Source organism: Sphingobacterium tenebrionis (genome assembly GCF_037126265.1).
Classification (GTDB): Bacteria; Bacteroidota; Bacteroidia; order Sphingobacteriales; family Sphingobacteriaceae; genus Sphingobacterium; species Sphingobacterium tenebrionis.
This window is the reverse complement of record NZ_JAYLLN010000026.1, coordinates 14,855-31,009: the sequence shown is the minus strand read 5'-3', so window position 1 is coordinate 31,009 and position 16,155 is coordinate 14,855. Positions and strand designations below refer to the sequence as shown.

At 43.4% G+C, this 16,155-nt stretch carries 12 protein-coding genes and 1 pseudogene; 10 read left to right on the top strand and 3 right to left on the bottom strand.

Translation table 11 applies throughout. The annotated features are described in order from the left end of the window. The first annotated feature begins 44 nt into the window (after positions 1-44). The 10 genes and pseudogenes from VJ786_RS11040 to VJ786_RS10995 all read left to right on the top strand — a co-directional run bounded on the left by VJ786_RS11040 (position 45) and on the right by VJ786_RS10995 (position 13,521). Positions 45-1,325: an MFS transporter gene (locus tag VJ786_RS11040; protein WP_099365782.1), complete on the top strand. Its 1,281-nt coding sequence runs from the start codon at positions 45-47 to the stop codon at positions 1,323-1,325. A 76-nt stretch (positions 1,326-1,401) separates the two neighbouring features. Next, positions 1,402-2,808 (top strand): annotated as a pseudogene (locus VJ786_RS11035) (FAD-dependent oxidoreductase). 67 nt (positions 2,809-2,875) lie between these two features. Then, a complete protein-coding gene (locus tag VJ786_RS11030; protein WP_336557707.1) occupies positions 2,876-3,964 on the top strand; it encodes an endonuclease/exonuclease/phosphatase family protein in 1,089 nt (362 codons plus the stop codon). A gap of 273 nt (positions 3,965-4,237) precedes the next feature. Further along, positions 4,238-5,509, top strand: coding sequence for an MFS transporter (locus tag VJ786_RS11025; RefSeq protein ID WP_218962187.1), 1,272 nt, complete (start codon positions 4,238-4,240; stop codon positions 5,507-5,509). 2 nt (positions 5,510-5,511) lie between these two features. Next, positions 5,512-6,522 (top strand): NAD(P)-dependent oxidoreductase, encoded by a 1,011-nt coding sequence (locus VJ786_RS11020; RefSeq protein WP_099365785.1) that lies wholly within the window; start codon positions 5,512-5,514, stop codon positions 6,520-6,522. A 2-nt stretch (positions 6,523-6,524) separates the two neighbouring features. Next, positions 6,525-7,973: an FGGY-family carbohydrate kinase gene (locus tag VJ786_RS11015; protein WP_099365786.1), complete on the top strand. Its 1,449-nt coding sequence runs from the start codon at positions 6,525-6,527 to the stop codon at positions 7,971-7,973. Further along, the gene (locus tag VJ786_RS11010) at positions 7,973-9,409 is read left to right on the top strand and encodes an FGGY-family carbohydrate kinase (protein WP_099365787.1); all 1,437 of its coding nucleotides are present in this window, start codon (positions 7,973-7,975) and stop codon (positions 9,407-9,409) included. The genes VJ786_RS11015 and VJ786_RS11010 overlap by 1 nt, the downstream gene beginning before the upstream one ends. Continuing rightward, positions 9,406-10,002, top strand: a complete 597-nt coding sequence (locus tag VJ786_RS11005; protein ID WP_099365788.1) for a histidine phosphatase family protein — start codon at positions 9,406-9,408, stop codon at positions 10,000-10,002. The genes VJ786_RS11010 and VJ786_RS11005 overlap by 4 nt, the downstream gene beginning before the upstream one ends. A gap of 22 nt (positions 10,003-10,024) precedes the next feature. After that, on the top strand, positions 10,025-10,900 hold the full coding sequence (locus VJ786_RS11000; protein WP_099365810.1) for a glycerophosphodiester phosphodiesterase family protein: 876 nt from the start codon (positions 10,025-10,027) through the stop codon (positions 10,898-10,900). A gap of 59 nt (positions 10,901-10,959) precedes the next feature. Then, on the top strand, positions 10,960-13,521 hold the full coding sequence (locus VJ786_RS10995) for a DUF3857 domain-containing protein (protein WP_099365789.1): 2,562 nt from the start codon (positions 10,960-10,962) through the stop codon (positions 13,519-13,521). On the opposite strand, the gene rimK is transcribed toward VJ786_RS10995, so the two are convergent. Genes rimK through VJ786_RS10980 form a run of 3 tightly spaced genes read right to left on the bottom strand, consistent with a single transcriptional unit; the run spans position 13,518 to position 16,104 of the window. Then, complete coding sequence (gene rimK / locus VJ786_RS10990; protein ID WP_099365790.1) at positions 13,518-14,453, bottom strand: 30S ribosomal protein S6--L-glutamate ligase; 936 nt, start codon at positions 14,451-14,453, stop codon at positions 13,518-13,520. The genes VJ786_RS10995 and rimK overlap by 4 nt on opposite strands. A gap of 29 nt (positions 14,454-14,482) precedes the next feature. Continuing rightward, on the bottom strand, positions 14,483-14,914 hold the full coding sequence (locus tag VJ786_RS10985; RefSeq protein WP_099365791.1) for an ATP-dependent zinc protease family protein: 432 nt from the start codon (positions 14,912-14,914) through the stop codon (positions 14,483-14,485). An 11-nt stretch (positions 14,915-14,925) separates the two neighbouring features. Next, the gene (locus VJ786_RS10980) at positions 14,926-16,104 is read right to left on the bottom strand and encodes an AIR synthase related protein (RefSeq protein ID WP_099365792.1); all 1,179 of its coding nucleotides are present in this window, start codon (positions 16,102-16,104) and stop codon (positions 14,926-14,928) included. Positions 16,105-16,155: the final 51 nt, after the last annotated feature.

The following is a 16,155-nucleotide window of genomic DNA, read 5'->3' as shown; positions in this document are numbered from 1 at the left end:
ACATTTGATTAGGCATTAGCAAATATTATAACCTAATCTTAAATATGTCCAAGTTTACTTTGCCCATCCCCGCTGAAAAGAGGCGTTGGTTCATCATTTTTGTGATTTTCCTAGCCATCGTTTTCAACTATTACGATAGACAGATCGTTTCCATATTAAAACCGATGTTGAAGGAGGAGTTCTCGCTAGGTGATGATGGGTATGCTATGGTGCTGAATGTATTCACCATATTTTATGCGTTGATGTATCCTGTTTCGGGTTGGTTGGTCGATAAGTTTGGAGAAACAAAGGTGATGCTATGGGGTATTTTGGGTTGGTCGACAGCCTGCCTGGGGGGAGGACTTTCCAGAACATTTGGTTCTTTTCTATTTTTCAGGGGGATGTTAGGTGCTTCGGAGCCTACCAATTTCCCTGCCCAATTGAAAGTAGTCACGGTTTGGTTCTCCGGAAAGTTAAGGGCAACCGCCAATAGCCTTTGTGTTGCAGGAAGCAGTATTGGGGCGATAATCGCGCCGCCGTTGGTAGCTTGGCTCGCGATGCAGTATGATTTCCATACGGTTTTCATTGTTGCAGGTATCGTAGGATTAATCATTGCGCTTCTTTGGTTTCTGATCTATACCGAACCGCCGGCTGTAATAAAGCAGGAAGCGGTAGGTCAGGATGCGGCTAAAGGAAATGAGATCGGATTTACATGGGGGCAGCTCTGGAAAACAAAATCCTTATATGGCATCTTATTGATTCGCTTTGTGAGCGATCCGGTCTGGTATTTTTGTCTCTTCTGGCTACCTGGATATTTACAGGAGGAGAGCGGATTGACATTGGCTCAGATCGGTATGTTCGGTTGGATTCCTTTCCTAGTGGCAGATCTCGGAGCGATAGCCACTTCAGCCTGGTCAGATAAAATGGTTAGAAATGGAAAAGAACCGTTGCTTGCCAGGAAGATCATGTTGAGTACGATTGCCGTTCTTGCCCCCTTATGTTGTTTAACGACCTATGTCAATAGCCCCTACCTAACGATAGCTATTTTTGCTTTGGTGGCTGTTGCCTGTCTGAGTTGGCTGTTCACTATCTCCGTAGTAATTGCAGAGGCTTTTCCTGTAAAGAATGTGGCTTCGGTATTAGGAATAGCTGGAGGTTTTGGGGCTTTAGGCGCGGTTCTGTTCAATTATTTTGTCGGGCAGATGATGGGGTCCTTGGGTGCTGGAACCATCTTTATCGCCATGGCGTTTATGCATCCCGTGGCTGTATTGATATTATGGACCATGGTCCGTAAAGAAAAACCTTCCGATAATGCTCATAAAGCACAAGGCTTCCAGGTGAATTAACCAAGACTACGGCATTATTGATAAGAAATCCAGATAAATTAAGATTGAAAAAATAAGACTTATATAGTTAGCAGATATGAAAGATGTTAAGACCATTTTGGAGCCTGCAAGGGAAACTCCAGTTCGTATGGAAGTGGATGTACTCGTTGTAGGCGGAGGACCAGCAGGAATTATTGCAGCACAAGCGGCTGCATCCGAAGGATTGAAAGTCGCATTGATCGATAACCGCAGTTTTGTAGGGGGGAATATGACCATTGGTTTACCTATTTTGGGTTTTTTAGGCCAAAAGGGAAACCAGATCATTAAGGGATTGCCACAAAAATTCATTGATCGTCTGAAAGAAGTCGATGCGGCATCGGAACACAGACCATGCCCGCTGCACATGAGTTTGACTTTGGTCGAACCCGAAGCCGTTAAAAATATCGGTCTAAAAGTATTGGAAGAATCGGGTGTATAAGTACTTTTATATGTTTTCTCTTCTGGAGTGGTGATGGATGGTGACGAGCTAAAAGGGGTGATCATCGAAAGCAAATCAGGTAGGGAAGTGATCCTTGCCAAGACGGTGATTGATTGTACTGGAGATGCGGATGTCGCCTACAAAGCGGGGGTAGCATGTGAGCAAGGGAATGATGTTGGCGGCGCGCAGCCACCGACCTTGATGTTCTGCATGGCCAATGTGGATACCGATAAATTAAGGATGTCCATTGCGGAGGAGCCTCGAACTTACTTAACCGATTTTATTCCTGCGGAATATTTCGGACAGAATCATCAGTTTATTGTGGTTGGATTGCGCAGTGTGATGGAGAAAGCAAGGGCGGCGGGATATGAATTGCCGGTTGAGCGGACAATTCTGATCACGGGCCTTCGAGAAGGCGAGGTGTGGGTAAATATGTCGCGAATCAATGGAGTAGATGGAACCAACCCAGAAAGCTTGACCTTCGGCGAAATCGAAGGCCGTAAGCAAGTGGAGGAAATCCAACGATACCTGAAAGAATATGTTCCGGGATTTGAAGACTCCCATTTTACCAAAATGGCACCTTTCCTGGGAATCCGAGAGACCCGTCGAATCGTTGGGAATTATGTGATGACCGCGGATGATATCTTAGAATGCCGAAGATTTGATGATGCAGTGGCCGTGGCTAGTTATCCATTGGATATCCATCATCCAGAGGGTGGGGGATGTACTTTGACCTGGTGTGGCGATAGCTATGATATCCCTTATCGCAGTTTGGTGCCTACAAAGGTGAAGAATCTTTTGGTAGCAGGGCGTTCCATTTCCACCACGCATGAAGCCATGTCGGCGATTCGGGTGATGGCGCCTTGTATGGCCATGGGCGAGGCGGCAGGAAGAGCCGCAAAACAAGCGGTGAGGAAAGGTGTAACACCTGCTGATGTGAATGTCGATGAATTGAGAGCAGAATTGATACAATCAGGAGCTTATCTGGGTGAAAGTGTAGGAATAGATGTAACTTTACTCAAGTAAGGCTACGAAGATTAATACTGTAAGGTTTCTAAATTTTACTCCAATAAGGTTTCAAAGAATTATAAAAATGGCTCCATTACCCAAATCCAATCGAAGGGAATTTCTGATCAAAGCAGGGCTATTCGCCAGCATCCCTTTTCTGCATCGTTTTGATGTGGAAGCAGCTGAGCATATCCTTCAAACCTCCGAAGCAGGGAAAAACTCCCTGAAAGTGCTTACTTGTAACATCCGGGTGGATCTACCGGAAGATGCTGAAAAAGGATTGGGTTGGAAGGATCGGAGACTCTCTTGTTTGCATGTTATAAAGAAACAGCAGGCAGATCTGATCGGTTTTCAAGAGGTCTTAAGAGGACAGTTTTTAGACCTCAAAGAATCGCTTCCTGATTACTTTGCTTTCGGTTTTGATGGCCCGGAAATGGATAAGTTCAAAGAAGGGTATCATGGGATTGCCAAGAACCCTATCTTTTTCTCTAAAAAGAGGTTTGAACTATTAACTGCTGGAGGATATTGGCTGTCCGAAACTCCACTGCAAGCAGGTAGTTTATCCTGGGGATCTGCTCGCGCGCGGAATGCTTCCTGGGTGAGGTTGCTGGATAAGAAAACTAACAAGGAGATCCGATTGATCAATCTTCATTTGGATCATGTTAGTAATGAAGCAAAGGAAAAACAGATGGATGTGGTTTTGAGGGAGGCGGCACAATATCAAGAAGATTTTGTACAAATCCTTACTGGTGATTTTAATGTTGGGATGGATTCGAAAGTGTATGAAAATGTATTGGGGGCGGGATGGGAAGATTGCTTCGTTCCTCGCAATGACGGTCAATCTCGCAAAGGCAGTAATTCTTCCCATGACGGGCAATCTCGCAATGACGGGCAAACTAACAACGACGGTAATTCTTCCGATGACGGGCAAATTTCCAATAATGGGCAATCTCGCAAGTATGGCCAATATGGCCATGACGGGCAAAGGATAGAAGGAACTACCAATGGATTTAAACCCATAAACGATCCTCGACAGGCCAAAGCCAAAAAAATCGACTTCATTTTTATAAAAGGACCGGTTAAAGCGAGCAGCTCCCAAATCATCAAAGATAAATTAGGGGAAGTATATGCAAGCGACCATTATTTCGTCAATGCCGTTGTGAACTATTCCTAGATTAATATTTGCAATGATTCCGAGGAAAATTTGAAATATGAAAAATGAAAAAATTTCAAAATGGAAAATGGAATTTGCAAAATTTAAAAATGGAAAACATACCCTTAACTCCAAAACTTACCCTTACTCCAAAACTTAATCTAAACAACCCCAAAAAAAGAACAGCTAAAAACTGTTCTTTTTTTAACATAAAATACTTTAAAAATCTTTTTTTATATTAATTTTTATTTATTTTAGTATAACCAATTCCTATAATCTAAACAAAAAACTCAAATGGGAAAAGACAATTTATCCAATAAGCTTGGAATACCTGGGAACTTAACTTGGGGATATCTAGGTATTTTAATCTTTATGATGGGCGATGGGGTCGAACAGGGCTGGCTAAGTCCCTACCTGATCGAGCATGGCATGTCGATGGAACAATCAGCGAGCCTATTTACGGTATATGGTATTACCATTGCCATTTCCTCTTGGTTTTCCGGCGTACTGGCCGAAAGTTATGGGCCTAGAAAATCCATGGTCATGGGGCTATTGCTGTATATCATCGGTACCATCGGTTTTATTTCCATGGGTATGGCGAAACTGGACTATTCCTCCATGTTGCTGTTTTATGCGATTAGAGGTTTTGGCTATCCCTTATTTGCCTATTCCTTCATGGTCTGGATCAATTATCGAACCCCACAAAAAATGCTGGGAAGGGCCGTAGGATGGTTCTGGTTTGTTTTTACCGGCGGCTTGAACGTCCTAGGGGCTTATTACTCCAGCTGGGCATTGGAGCGCTTTGGCTACGAAAATACCCTTTGGAGTTCCATTTTCTGGGTATTGGTAGGGGCATTTTTCGCCCTCGTACTAAACCGCGATAAATTTGAAACCAAAGCTTCCAAAGAATCCAAGGTCAAAGAACTGGTCAATGGCCTAACCATTGTGAAAAAAGAACCTAAGGTATTGATCGGGGGCATCGTACGGGTCATCAATACCACCGCCCAATTCGCATTTCCAGTTTTTCTTCCGCTCTATATGGCGGAACATGGTTTTGATACCAAGGAATGGCTACAGATCTGGGGCACCATATTCACCAGTAACATTGCTTTTAACCTAATTTTTGGATTTGTAGGCGACCGTTTGGGCTGGCAAAACACCATCATGTGGTTTGGCGGAATCGGCTGTGCCATCAGTACAGTGCTGTTCTACTATTCGCCAGTTTGGTTCGATGGAAGTTATTGGGCCGTAATGGCTGCAGGTATTGCCTGGGGAGCCTTATTGGCAGGCTATGTGCCACTTTCCGCACTAGTGCCTTCCTTGGTCAAAGAGGATAAAGGCGCCGCCATGGCAATCCTAAACCTAGGAGCAGGACTGCCGGTATTTGTCGGTCCGGCCATCGTTGGGCTCCTGATCGGATCGATTGGATCCGAAGGCGTCATCTGGGTATTGGCAGGTCTCTATGTCATTTCAGCCATATTGACCAAGTTCATCAATATCCCGAAAGAAGAAATCTCCCCTTTAGGAGAAAATAGCAGTTTAAAAGAAAATAGTATTCAAGCATAATTATGAAAGTATTACTTACAGCACCTTACGAGAACGAAAAGGCATTGAATGAGTTGAAAGGTCTTTTTGATGAAGTTATCTATCGATCTTGGAAACCACACGGACGTGCCTATAACCCATCAGAATTAAGTGAATTATTAAAGGAAACAGGTGCTGAAGCATTAATTTCAGAGCACGATGAAATTACAGAGCAAGTATTGCGTGCGCATCCAGATCTCAAATTCGTAGGGATCTGCAGAGGCACACCATCGAATATCAACCTAGCCGTAGCTACCGAATTGGGCATTCCAGTGTTCAACACACCTGCCAGGAATGCCCAGGCGGTGGCAGAAATGTTCATCGCCAATGTGATTACCTTAATGCGCAATACCCTGCCGGCGATCAGCTGGTTAGAAGGCAAGCATTGGGGCGAGGGCGCCCATACGTCCTATTTGGAATTTAAGGGAAATGAACTGGCCGGAAAAAAGGTCGGTATGGTGGGCTTTGGAGCAGTAGGGCAACATATTGCCCGTATGCTACAAAATTTCCCTTCAGAAATCTATTATTACGATCCCTACTATACCGATGAAAACAAAGATTACAAAAAGGTGGAACTCCAAGAATTATTCGCCATATGCGATGTTGTTGGTATCCACCTTCCGGTAACACCTGAAACAGAAGGGTTGATCGATAAAAAATACCTGGATCTCCTCAAGGAAGATGCTATTTTTGTGAATACCGCTCGCGCAGTTGTGGTCAATAAAGAGGATTTATTGCATACTATTGAGAACGGTAAGATTAGAGGTGCTGTACTGGATGTGTTCTACCATGAACCACCAGATGAAACAGATTATAAAATGATATTGAACAAACGAGTGCTGGCCACGCCACATATCGCCGGGGCAACCCACGAAGTGGAAGACCACCATGCCTTCATCATGAACAATAATCTCCGTGAATTTTTCCGTAAAGGAAATACAGGCATTAAACAATTGGTGAACAAAAACGTATTGGAGAGAATTTCAATTGGCTAAACATGGCAAATAAAGAAGGTTATTTAATTGTTGATATCGGTACAGGAAATGCTAGGGTTGCTGTTGCAGGAACAGACGGCGAATTATGGAGCATCAAACGCGAAAATGTACATTACGAAACAGATGCGAACTATGAAGAGTCCATCTATTTCAATCCAGAGGAACTTTGGGGCCAAATTCTAAAATTGGCCAAGGAAGCCTTAGCAGAGGCTCCAGAAGTGACTATAAAAGCCATTACCGCCACCAGCCAACGCGAAGGCATCGTGATCATCGATCCATCGGGTAAATCCCTTTTGGGCATGCCAAATATTGACCACCGCGGAAGGAAATGGGAAAAAGACCTGTTGGAAAAAGACCTGGTCTATAACCTTTCCGGAAGATACCCAACCTCGCTCTTCTCCGCTTTTAAACTGGTGGGTGTGCGAGAGGTGTATCCCGAGATGTATGCACAGATCGAAAAGTTCATGAGCATCAGCGATTGGATCCAATATCAATTTTCAGGAGTTCCTTGTTACGAGCATTCCCAGGCATCGGAAACCCTGTTGTATGATGTGGAGCATAAACAATGGTCTGCACCATTAGCTGAACTGTTTAATATCCCTACTTCTATTTTTCCGCCTTTATATCAAGCAACTGATATATTAGGGAGTATAAAACCGGAAATAGCCAATGAACTAGGCATTAATCCGGAGGCGAAGATTGTTGTAGGTGGTGGAGATACCCAATTGGCTATCCGAAGCATGGAACCATCGGCAAACGATGTGGTCATTGTTTCCGGTACGACCACACCGATCATCAAGATTGTCGGACAATATGAAAAGGATGAGGATCAACGTACTTGGACAAGCCGGCATATCGATGAAAACAACTTTATCCTGGAAGCCAACGCAGGGGTTACAGGATTAAACTACCAACGACTCAAAGAGATTTTCTATCCAAACGAGGGCTATGAGGTAATCGAAAAGGAATTAGAAGATGCTACCTATTCGCAATGTGTGGCTTCTTTAGGTTCGCTTATTGCCGATGAGGATGAGCCGCTGACCAAAGGGGGCTTCATATTCAATGCGCCGGTATCCCATCAATTGACCCGTGGAAGTTTTGTCTTTGCGATCCTTTGGGATATTGCCTGCAGTATTTATGAGAACTATAAATTTTTGGATGCGGTCTCGCCGCATACCGAATCCTATATCTGGGCATGTGGCGGTGGAGTGGAAAGCCGCAAATTGCGACAGTTCATTGCCAACCTGTTCGGGAAAAGCATCAAAATCCGCGATACCTTCCGCCAAGCTTCGGTCTTGGGTGGAGTATTTGTGTGTAATGATGCCCTAGGTGTCGCAAATAAAACCCCAGAACTATTGGAAGAGGTCTTTCCGAAAGACCACGAGGAGTTTGAAAAGTTATACCAGGAATGGAAGAACGCTAGAAAAACCTTTAAACAAGTAGCACATTAATGGATAACTATTTCATAGGTGTTGATGTGGGAACCCAGGGGGCGAGAGTTGTCCTGGTCGATCAAAAGGGGAACCTCCTAGCATCGGATTCCAGGAAGTTTGCCCTCGATGATCGTTTTAGGGAAGAGCAATCTCCAGCAATCTGGTGGAAGGACGTGGAGGAAATGTTGGAAAACCTTTTCCATCAGTTACCTGCTACAATCCAGAAAGAGCATATCAGGGCAATTTCTGTTACTTCTACTTCTGGAACCGTTATCCCTTTAGATAAAAATAACCAACCTATCCACGAAGCGATCATGTACAGTGACCCTCGATCGGAAGAGCAGGGGAAACGCTGTCGCGAAATAGCCTTGCGTCATGTTAAGGATGGTTATACAGGTTTTAATGCATCCAGCGGCATTAGTAAGATGTTGTGGTTCATAGAAACCTATCCCGACAAAGCACAGCAATTGGCTACTTGGATACATGCCTCTGATTTTATGGTCGGTAAATTATCCGGAAATTACCATACTACAGATTATACCAATGTATTAAAATCAGGTTATGATCTCGATAAATTAACCTGGCCAGCCTATATCTCAGAAGAAATAGGTATTAAAAAAGCCTGGTTACAACAGGTGGTTCCATCAGGTACCGTTGTAGGAAAATTGGATGCCGAGCTGGCTTCAACTTGGGGGATTCCCCCCATCGATGTGGTGGTCGGCATGACCGATGGCTGTGCTACGCAGATGGCTTCTGGAGCTGTGAAACCTGGCGATTGGAACACCACCATCGGAACCACCTTGGTCATCAAAGGTGTGACGAAAAACAAGGTAGTCGACCCATTGGGAAGACTATACAGCCATCGCCATCCCGAAGGTTATTGGATGCCAGGGGGAGCCAGCAATACCGGAGCAGATTGGATTTCCTTGGATTTCCAGGAGGATCTTCAAAAGCTCACCGCAGCGGCAGAGAAGCTTATCCCTACAGGCGAATTAGCCTGGCCCTTGAAACAGATTGGCGAACGCTATCCCATTATGGCTCCGCAGGCTAAAGGCTTCGAACCTCAAACTACAGATCGGACAACCTTATTTGCTGCGAATCTGGAAGGGGTAGCCTTTATAGAGCGTTTGGCCTATGAGATCATCGAAGAATTATCTGGCGAGAAAATAGCGGCCATTTATTCGGCCGGTGGAGGAGCAAATTCCGATCTATGGCTAAAAATAAGGGCCTCGGTCATGAATGTACCAACTTATAAATGTAAGGAGGCAAGTGGTGCTTTTGGAGCCGCTATTATGGCTGCATCCTATACCTATTACCAGTCCTTGCAGGAAGCCGCAGCCGAAATGGCTTCCATAGAAAAGAAAGTCACGCCCGATCCGATACTCCATCAGGAATATGAGAAACAATACAACGCCTTTAAACAAAAACTAAAAGATCTAAATTATATTTCATGATAACAATCTGTTTATTGCGACATGGTGAAACAGCCTATAATGCAGATGGAAATAAATACTGTGGTAGAACAGATATCCCTTTAACCGAAAAGGGAATGGCACAGGCCAATAGAATGAAAGCATTATTGAAGGATTATTCCTTTGATCAGGTTTTCTCTTCACCCTTGATCAGGGCAAGAACAACGGCAGAAATCGCAGCCGGAAATAAGGATTTGGTCCAGACTGATGATCGACTGATCGAGGTGGATTTTGGACAGTGGGAGGGAAAAAGTTCAGAAGAGTTTAGAACGGAAGATCCGGATTCATGGAATAATTGGTTATCCGATCCTGCGGCTTTCCGAGCAGGGAATACAGGTGAAAATGCAAGTCAGGTGTTGGAGCGTCTGAACGGTTTTTACCAGGAGCTTATGGATAAATACGATGGACAAACCATCTTGGTTGTAGGGCATAACGGTGTCAATCGTTTATTCATGGCGAGCCAATTGGAAATGCCATTAAGGAACTATAGAAAGATCGTACAGGAAAACTCTGCATTGACTTTGATAACATTAGATAAACATTCTGGCTTTAATTTATTAAAATTGAATGCCTAATTTCGAAACAATCTTATTATCCATGAAAAAATACGTTTCCCTTGCCATGCTTTTCTTGTTGATGATGCCATTTTTTGTGCAGGCCCAACAGAAATCCAATTATCTTAATTTTCCTACCGTTCAGGATATGTATGCTTATTTCCGATATGTACCTGGGAAAAAGATCATCTCAGGCCATCGAGGCACCATGGAGCAGGGATTGCCCGAAAATTCCATTCCCGCTATGGCGGCCGTTTTGAAGCATACCCCGGCTATTTTTGAGGTGGATCCACGCTTGAGCAAGGATGGAATTCCGGTGATGGTTCATGATGCTACACTGGATAGAACAACGACGGGAACCGGGAAAGTCGCCGATTATACTTATAAAGAACTGAAGAGATTAAGGTTAAAGGATAAACAGGGAAACAAGACAAAACATAAAATCAATACCTTGGAAGAAATGATCCTTTGGGCAAAGGGCAAAACCATACTCAATTTGGATAAAAAGGATCTTCCCATGGAGATGACTGCTGAAATTATCCGCAAGCACAATGCGTATGCATGGGTCTGGGTGACGGTTCATAACGTGGAGCAGGCGAAGTTTTACTTGGACAAAAATCCTCAACAATATTTATCCATGCACATCAAAACCGCTAAGGACCTGGACACATTTAAGGCTTCGGGATTGCCCTACGACCGCATGATTGTATACATTGGTCCTGAAATCAAGGAATCCAACCAAGCGATGTACGACTTCTTTAAAGAAAAAGGCGTGCTATGCATGATTTCCACGGCGCCAACTTACGACAAATTGGAAAGCAAAGCGGAAAGAGCAGCGAAATATAGAGCCGTTTTTGCGGATGGAGCCACCGTCCTGGAGTCCGATCTTCCGATCGAGGTGAGCCAAGCCATCCGGTAATTTTATTTCCTACGATTTAAGATAAATTAATCAGTATATTCGTATACTGATTATTACAGATGAGACTACCAATTATTATCGCAATCTGCGCAGCTTGGCTGTGCAGCTATGTTACTGCATTTGCACAGACTCCGAAAATCCAAAAGGCTAATACCCCAAATTGGTTATTGCCCTCTAGCATTAAACCCCAAGTTGTAGATCTCGACGATATCAGTTTGGGTTATTATTATGAATCGACGATAGATCAGGTCCACCTAGGACAACAAACTTCCTATTATAAGGAAGTAAAAGTAATCACCGATGATTCGGGGATTGAATATGCCGGACAAGTGAATGTAAATTTTGATCCAACCTACCAACGGTTGGTTTTTCATGAAGTTCAGATCTTGAGGGGTAACCAGGTATTAGACCGTTTGGATATTTCCCGGTTTCGGGTCCTGGCTACCGAGACCGATTTAAGTCGATTTCTTTACAACGGTACCTATACAGCCCATCTTATTCTCGATGATTTAAGAAAGGGGGATAAGATCCAAATCGCTTATTCCTTGGTCGGATTTAACCCCGTCTTTGGCGGTAAATATTCTGGCGAATATTATTTTACCTCCGGGGAGCCGATGGGTAAGGCACAGGTGGTGTATATTGTGCCTGATTCCCGAAAACTTAATATCCGCCGGTTGAATGATGTTCCGGTAGAGAAAACTAAAAAGCAGGGCGGTCTCACCTATATCTATTGGGATTTTCACCCGAGTGTTTCCGATGAATATATCCCAACGACACCAAGTTGGTTTAGCCAATCGGGTAAATTGGAAGTCTCCGAATTTTCCACTTGGCAAGAAGTATCGGATTGGGCCACGAAGGTCAATCCGATTCCAGCAATCAAAGCAGGATCACCCATTGCTAAATTTGTGGATGAACAATGGGCGAAAGCCAAAGGGAATAAAGAAACCTTTTTGGAGTACTGTTTAAATTTTGTGCAGGATGAAGTCAGGTATATGGGTATCGAAATGGGGGAGCATTCCCACCTTGCCCATGCTCCAGAAAAAGTATTTAATCAGCGGTATGGCGATTGTAAGGATAAATCCCTGTTGCTGGCGGCCATGTTGAAATATAAAAACATCAAGTCTTCCCTTGTTTTAGCGAATACCTACCAGGATAAAGAATTGAACAAGCGCTTACCTAGTCCATACGCTTTCAACCATATGGTCATTCGCGTGGATATGGAGGGGCATAATAAATTCTTGGACCCCACCATTAGCCATCAAGGATCTTTGCCTTTAGATCGCTTCTTTCCTTATTATGGCGAAGTGTTAGTGCTTAATAAGGGGAACAAATTAATGGAAGTTCCAAAACCAAACGGCCAAGAGATGATAGTGGAGGATATCATCCATATGATATCGGGTGATAAGGTTCGTCTGGATGTAAAGACAATCTATAAAGGTAGTCAGGCGGATGAGATGCGGGCTAACCTCAAACAATCTTCTAAAAATCAATTACAGAAGGATTATGAAAACTATTATGAGGAATTATATCAGGATGTAAAACGGATTAAGCCTTTAGCCATCCAGGATGATAGGAAGAAAAATGAGATCATTGTGATGGAAAGTTACGAGATCGATGATTTCTTTATCCAGGAAGAAGGTAGTCAACGGAAAATGGTGCCTGCCTATGCCAAGACAATTTATGATCGTTTGCCCCAGGTAGAAAATAAGGTGAAGGCTCCAATCGCTGTCCCTTTTCCGATTAAAATTTCCCATACGGTGAAGATCATCAACAAGGATAATAAACCATTAAGTTATTTTCAGGAAAAAATAAATGGATCCAGCGATTATTATCAGTTGGATCATGAGGTGTATACCCAAGAAGATACCTTAGTTTCTACCAATATAATGGAATTCTATGATAGCTTTCTTCCAGCAGAAGAAGCATTGATCTACGCAAAGGATTATGAAAAAAGCAATACACCGCTTTGGTATAGCTTCTATTTAAACGACGATGGAAGTCTTTATGTGAATACTGTTTTGGAAGGTATAAATGTTAATTTTTGGGCGTTTGCATATTTTTTCCTGATCATTCTGCTAACGATAAGTTTTATCTACATAAAATACAATAAATCGAAACCTTTCCTTCGGAACAACGATCCTTCATTGCCGATCTATACGGGTATTGGGGGGTGGATGATCGTTGTTCTGATCGGGGTCATCCTTGCTCCGTTACTCTCCCTATCTAATCTTTTTTCGCACGATTCCGTTCTTATGGAAAAATCCTGGGCAGCAATCGAATTTCAACCAAAGGCTGATCAATTACCTTTATGGTTATTTCAAGGTTTTTCATTAACTTTTTCAGCAATAGCCCTTACCTTCACTGTCTATCTTGTTATTATCTTTTTCCAGAGACGGGATATATTTCCACAGACATTTATAATTTTTAGAATTTCCATGTTGGTGTTTATCATTATTCACCTTTTCTTTTTGTATAAATTCAAACTTGGTGCTCCAACCTATATTCCTAAATTCATTGGAGACATGATTGGGACCTTGCTTATCGTGGCATACATCTATTTTTCCAATAGATCAAGAGGTACATTTGTTGTACCTTATCTAAAAAAAGAGAGCAAGTTTTAAAGCTTGCTCTCTTTTTTTATTTTTCTTTTTACCGTAGTCGGTTTTGCTAATTGTTTGGCTTCGTATTGCCTTTCCAGATATTTGATGATCTCCGCAGCGATATCCTTTCCGGTAGCATTTTCAATACCTTCCAAACCAGGGGAGGAGTTTACCTCCAAGATCAACGGACCACGTGCTGATGGCAACATATCCACCCCGGCAACGGTTAATCCCATGGCTTTTGCTGCGGCAATGGCAGTCTGTCTTTCCTTTAAGGTTAATTTTACCACTTCGGCGGTACCTCCTCGATGCAGGTTCGAACGGAATTCTCCTTCTTTAGCAGTACGTTTCATAGCGCCAACCACTTTACCATCCACCACAAATGCACGGATGTCAGAGCCTTTTGCCTCCTTAATGTATTCCTGGATCAGGATGTTGTTTCCTAAACCATAGAACGCTTCGATCACCGAAGATGCGGCTTTCTTGGTCTCTGCCAATACCACACCGATCCCTTGGGTTCCTTCCAACAATTTGATCACGAGCGGTGCACCACCAACCATGTTGATCAAATCGTCTACATTGGCTGCAGTCCTTGCAAATCCGGTAATCGGAAGTCCCAATCCAGCACCGGAAAGGATCTGCATACAGCGCAGTTTATCCCTGGACCTGGTAATGGCCTGGCTCTGGTTAGCGGAAATTACATCCATTACTTCGAACTGGCGGACAATCGCTGAACCGTAGAAGGTTACCGAATTACCGATACGTGGAATAATGGCATCTATGGCAGGCATGTCCTGGCCTTTATAGTGCATGGTAGGTTCGCCTTGGCGAATCCCTACGTAACATTTGCTATGGTCTATGACTTCGCACTCATGTCCTCTGCTGATCGCAGCCTCTACGAGGCGTCGTGTAGAATATAACGACTTATTAGTCGATAAAACGGCTATTTTCACTGTTGCTTTTTGTATAAAACTTATAATGATTATATCATATTGGATGCCAAATTTTTCTTAGATACATCCACAAGAAATTTTCCTGTAATAAAGTTTCGACCTAATAACATGGGGTAGGACATGGCTGAACGGTCGCGAAAAGACAATTTAATGTCGTATAGCTCGTTAAACATGCGAACCTTGGTCAAGAAGATATAGCGGATCTCTGATTGCCCAAAAGAACTCTTTACGGTTCTCTCGCGGTGCACAGGGAATGTAAGTTTCAAAACCTGATCACTTTCCAAGTTCGGGCGGATATGCCCGATGATATACAAGTGACCTTTTCGTTTTACCACCTCCATCTGTTCACAATGAAGGACAGAGGTTTCTGCTCCCGTATCCGTTTTCGCCTCGATATTGTAAAGGCCCAACTCGGGTAAATCAATGATTTCTGTTCTTCCGATGATCTTCTTGCCCTTCACGCACAAAGATTTTACTCGTAAATAAATTCTCCGTATGGGGAGCGAATCGTCACTTGTTTTTGCGTTGATTCTTCCACACGACCGATGATCTGTGCCGGAATACCAAAGGATTCAGAAATCTGGATGATATCAGCAGCAATTGCTTCCGGTACATAAAGTTCCATACGGTGACCCATATTGAATACTTTGTACATCTCCTTCCAGTCGGTATTGGATTCTTTTTGAATCAATTCGAAAAGGGGAGGGATCGGAAATAGATTATCCTTGATGACATGTACCTTGTCCACGAAGTGCAACACTTTCGTCTGCGCACCTCCCGAACAATGTACCATCCCATCAATCTGCGAACGGTATTTGTCCAAAATCTGTTTGATAACAGGGGCGTAGGTCCGGGTAGCCGATAAAACCAATTTTCCAGCGGTCACCTCTTCACCTGTTTCTACTTTAATTTTATCTGTTAAGGCTTTTCCACCAGCAAATACCAGATCGTATGGTACTGCCGGATCAAAACTTTCCGGGTATTTTTCTGCAATATATTTACTGAATACATCGTGACGGGCAGATGTCAATCCGTTGGATCCCATTCCACCATTGTATTCTTTTTCGTAGGATGCCTTGCCATTTGATGCAAGACCCACGATCACATTTCCAGCTTTGATGCGGTGATTGGAGATTACGTCCTCCCGTTTCATCCTACAGGTCACGGTACTATCTACAATGATCGTACGAACGATATCGCCCACATCAGCGGTTTCACCACCGGTGGAATAGATACCAATTCCCATTTCACGCAATTCGGCCAAGATTTCTTCTGTTCCGTTGATGATCTCTGCGATCACCTCTCCTGGAATCAGGTTTTTGTTTCTACCTATGGTAGAAGATAATAAGATGTTGTCGATGGCTCCAACGCAAAGCAGGTCATCCAAGTTCATGATGATGGCATCCTGCGCAATACCTTTCCAAACCGAAAGATCACCGGTTTCCTTCCAGTAAACATACGCTAAGGAAGATTTTGTTCCAGCGCCATCCGCATGCATGATGTTGCACCAAGCTTCATCAGCACCCAATATATCCGGGATGATTTTACAGAAGGCCTGTGGATATAAACCTTTGTCAATATTTTTAATTGCATTGTGTACATCCTCTTTCCCTGCGGATACACCTCGTTGATTGTATTTTAAATCTGACATCTTGATGCAAAAATAAACAAACCAAGCGATTAAACCGAATGTTTTTCTATC

Coding starts and splice junctions, on each gene's coding strand:
- VJ786_RS11000 (WP_099365810.1), top strand. CDS start 10,025: ATGAAAAAATACGTTTCCCTTGCCATGCTTTTCTTGTTGATGATGCCA.
- VJ786_RS11015 (WP_099365786.1), top strand. CDS start 6,525: ATGGCAAATAAAGAAGGTTATTTAATTGTTGATATCGGTACAGGAAAT.
- VJ786_RS11040 (WP_099365782.1), top strand. CDS start 45: ATGTCCAAGTTTACTTTGCCCATCCCCGCTGAAAAGAGGCGTTGGTTC.
- VJ786_RS11025 (WP_218962187.1), top strand. CDS start 4,238: ATGGGAAAAGACAATTTATCCAATAAGCTTGGAATACCTGGGAACTTA.
- VJ786_RS11030 (WP_336557707.1), top strand. CDS start 2,876: ATGGCTCCATTACCCAAATCCAATCGAAGGGAATTTCTGATCAAAGCA.
- VJ786_RS11010 (WP_099365787.1), top strand. CDS start 7,973: ATGGATAACTATTTCATAGGTGTTGATGTGGGAACCCAGGGGGCGAGA.
- VJ786_RS11005 (WP_099365788.1), top strand. CDS start 9,406: ATGATAACAATCTGTTTATTGCGACATGGTGAAACAGCCTATAATGCA.
- VJ786_RS10995 (WP_099365789.1), top strand. CDS start 10,960: ATGAGACTACCAATTATTATCGCAATCTGCGCAGCTTGGCTGTGCAGC.
- VJ786_RS10980 (WP_099365792.1), bottom strand. CDS start 16,104: ATGTCAGATTTAAAATACAATCAACGAGGTGTATCCGCAGGGAAAGAG.
- VJ786_RS11020 (WP_099365785.1), top strand. CDS start 5,512: ATGAAAGTATTACTTACAGCACCTTACGAGAACGAAAAGGCATTGAAT.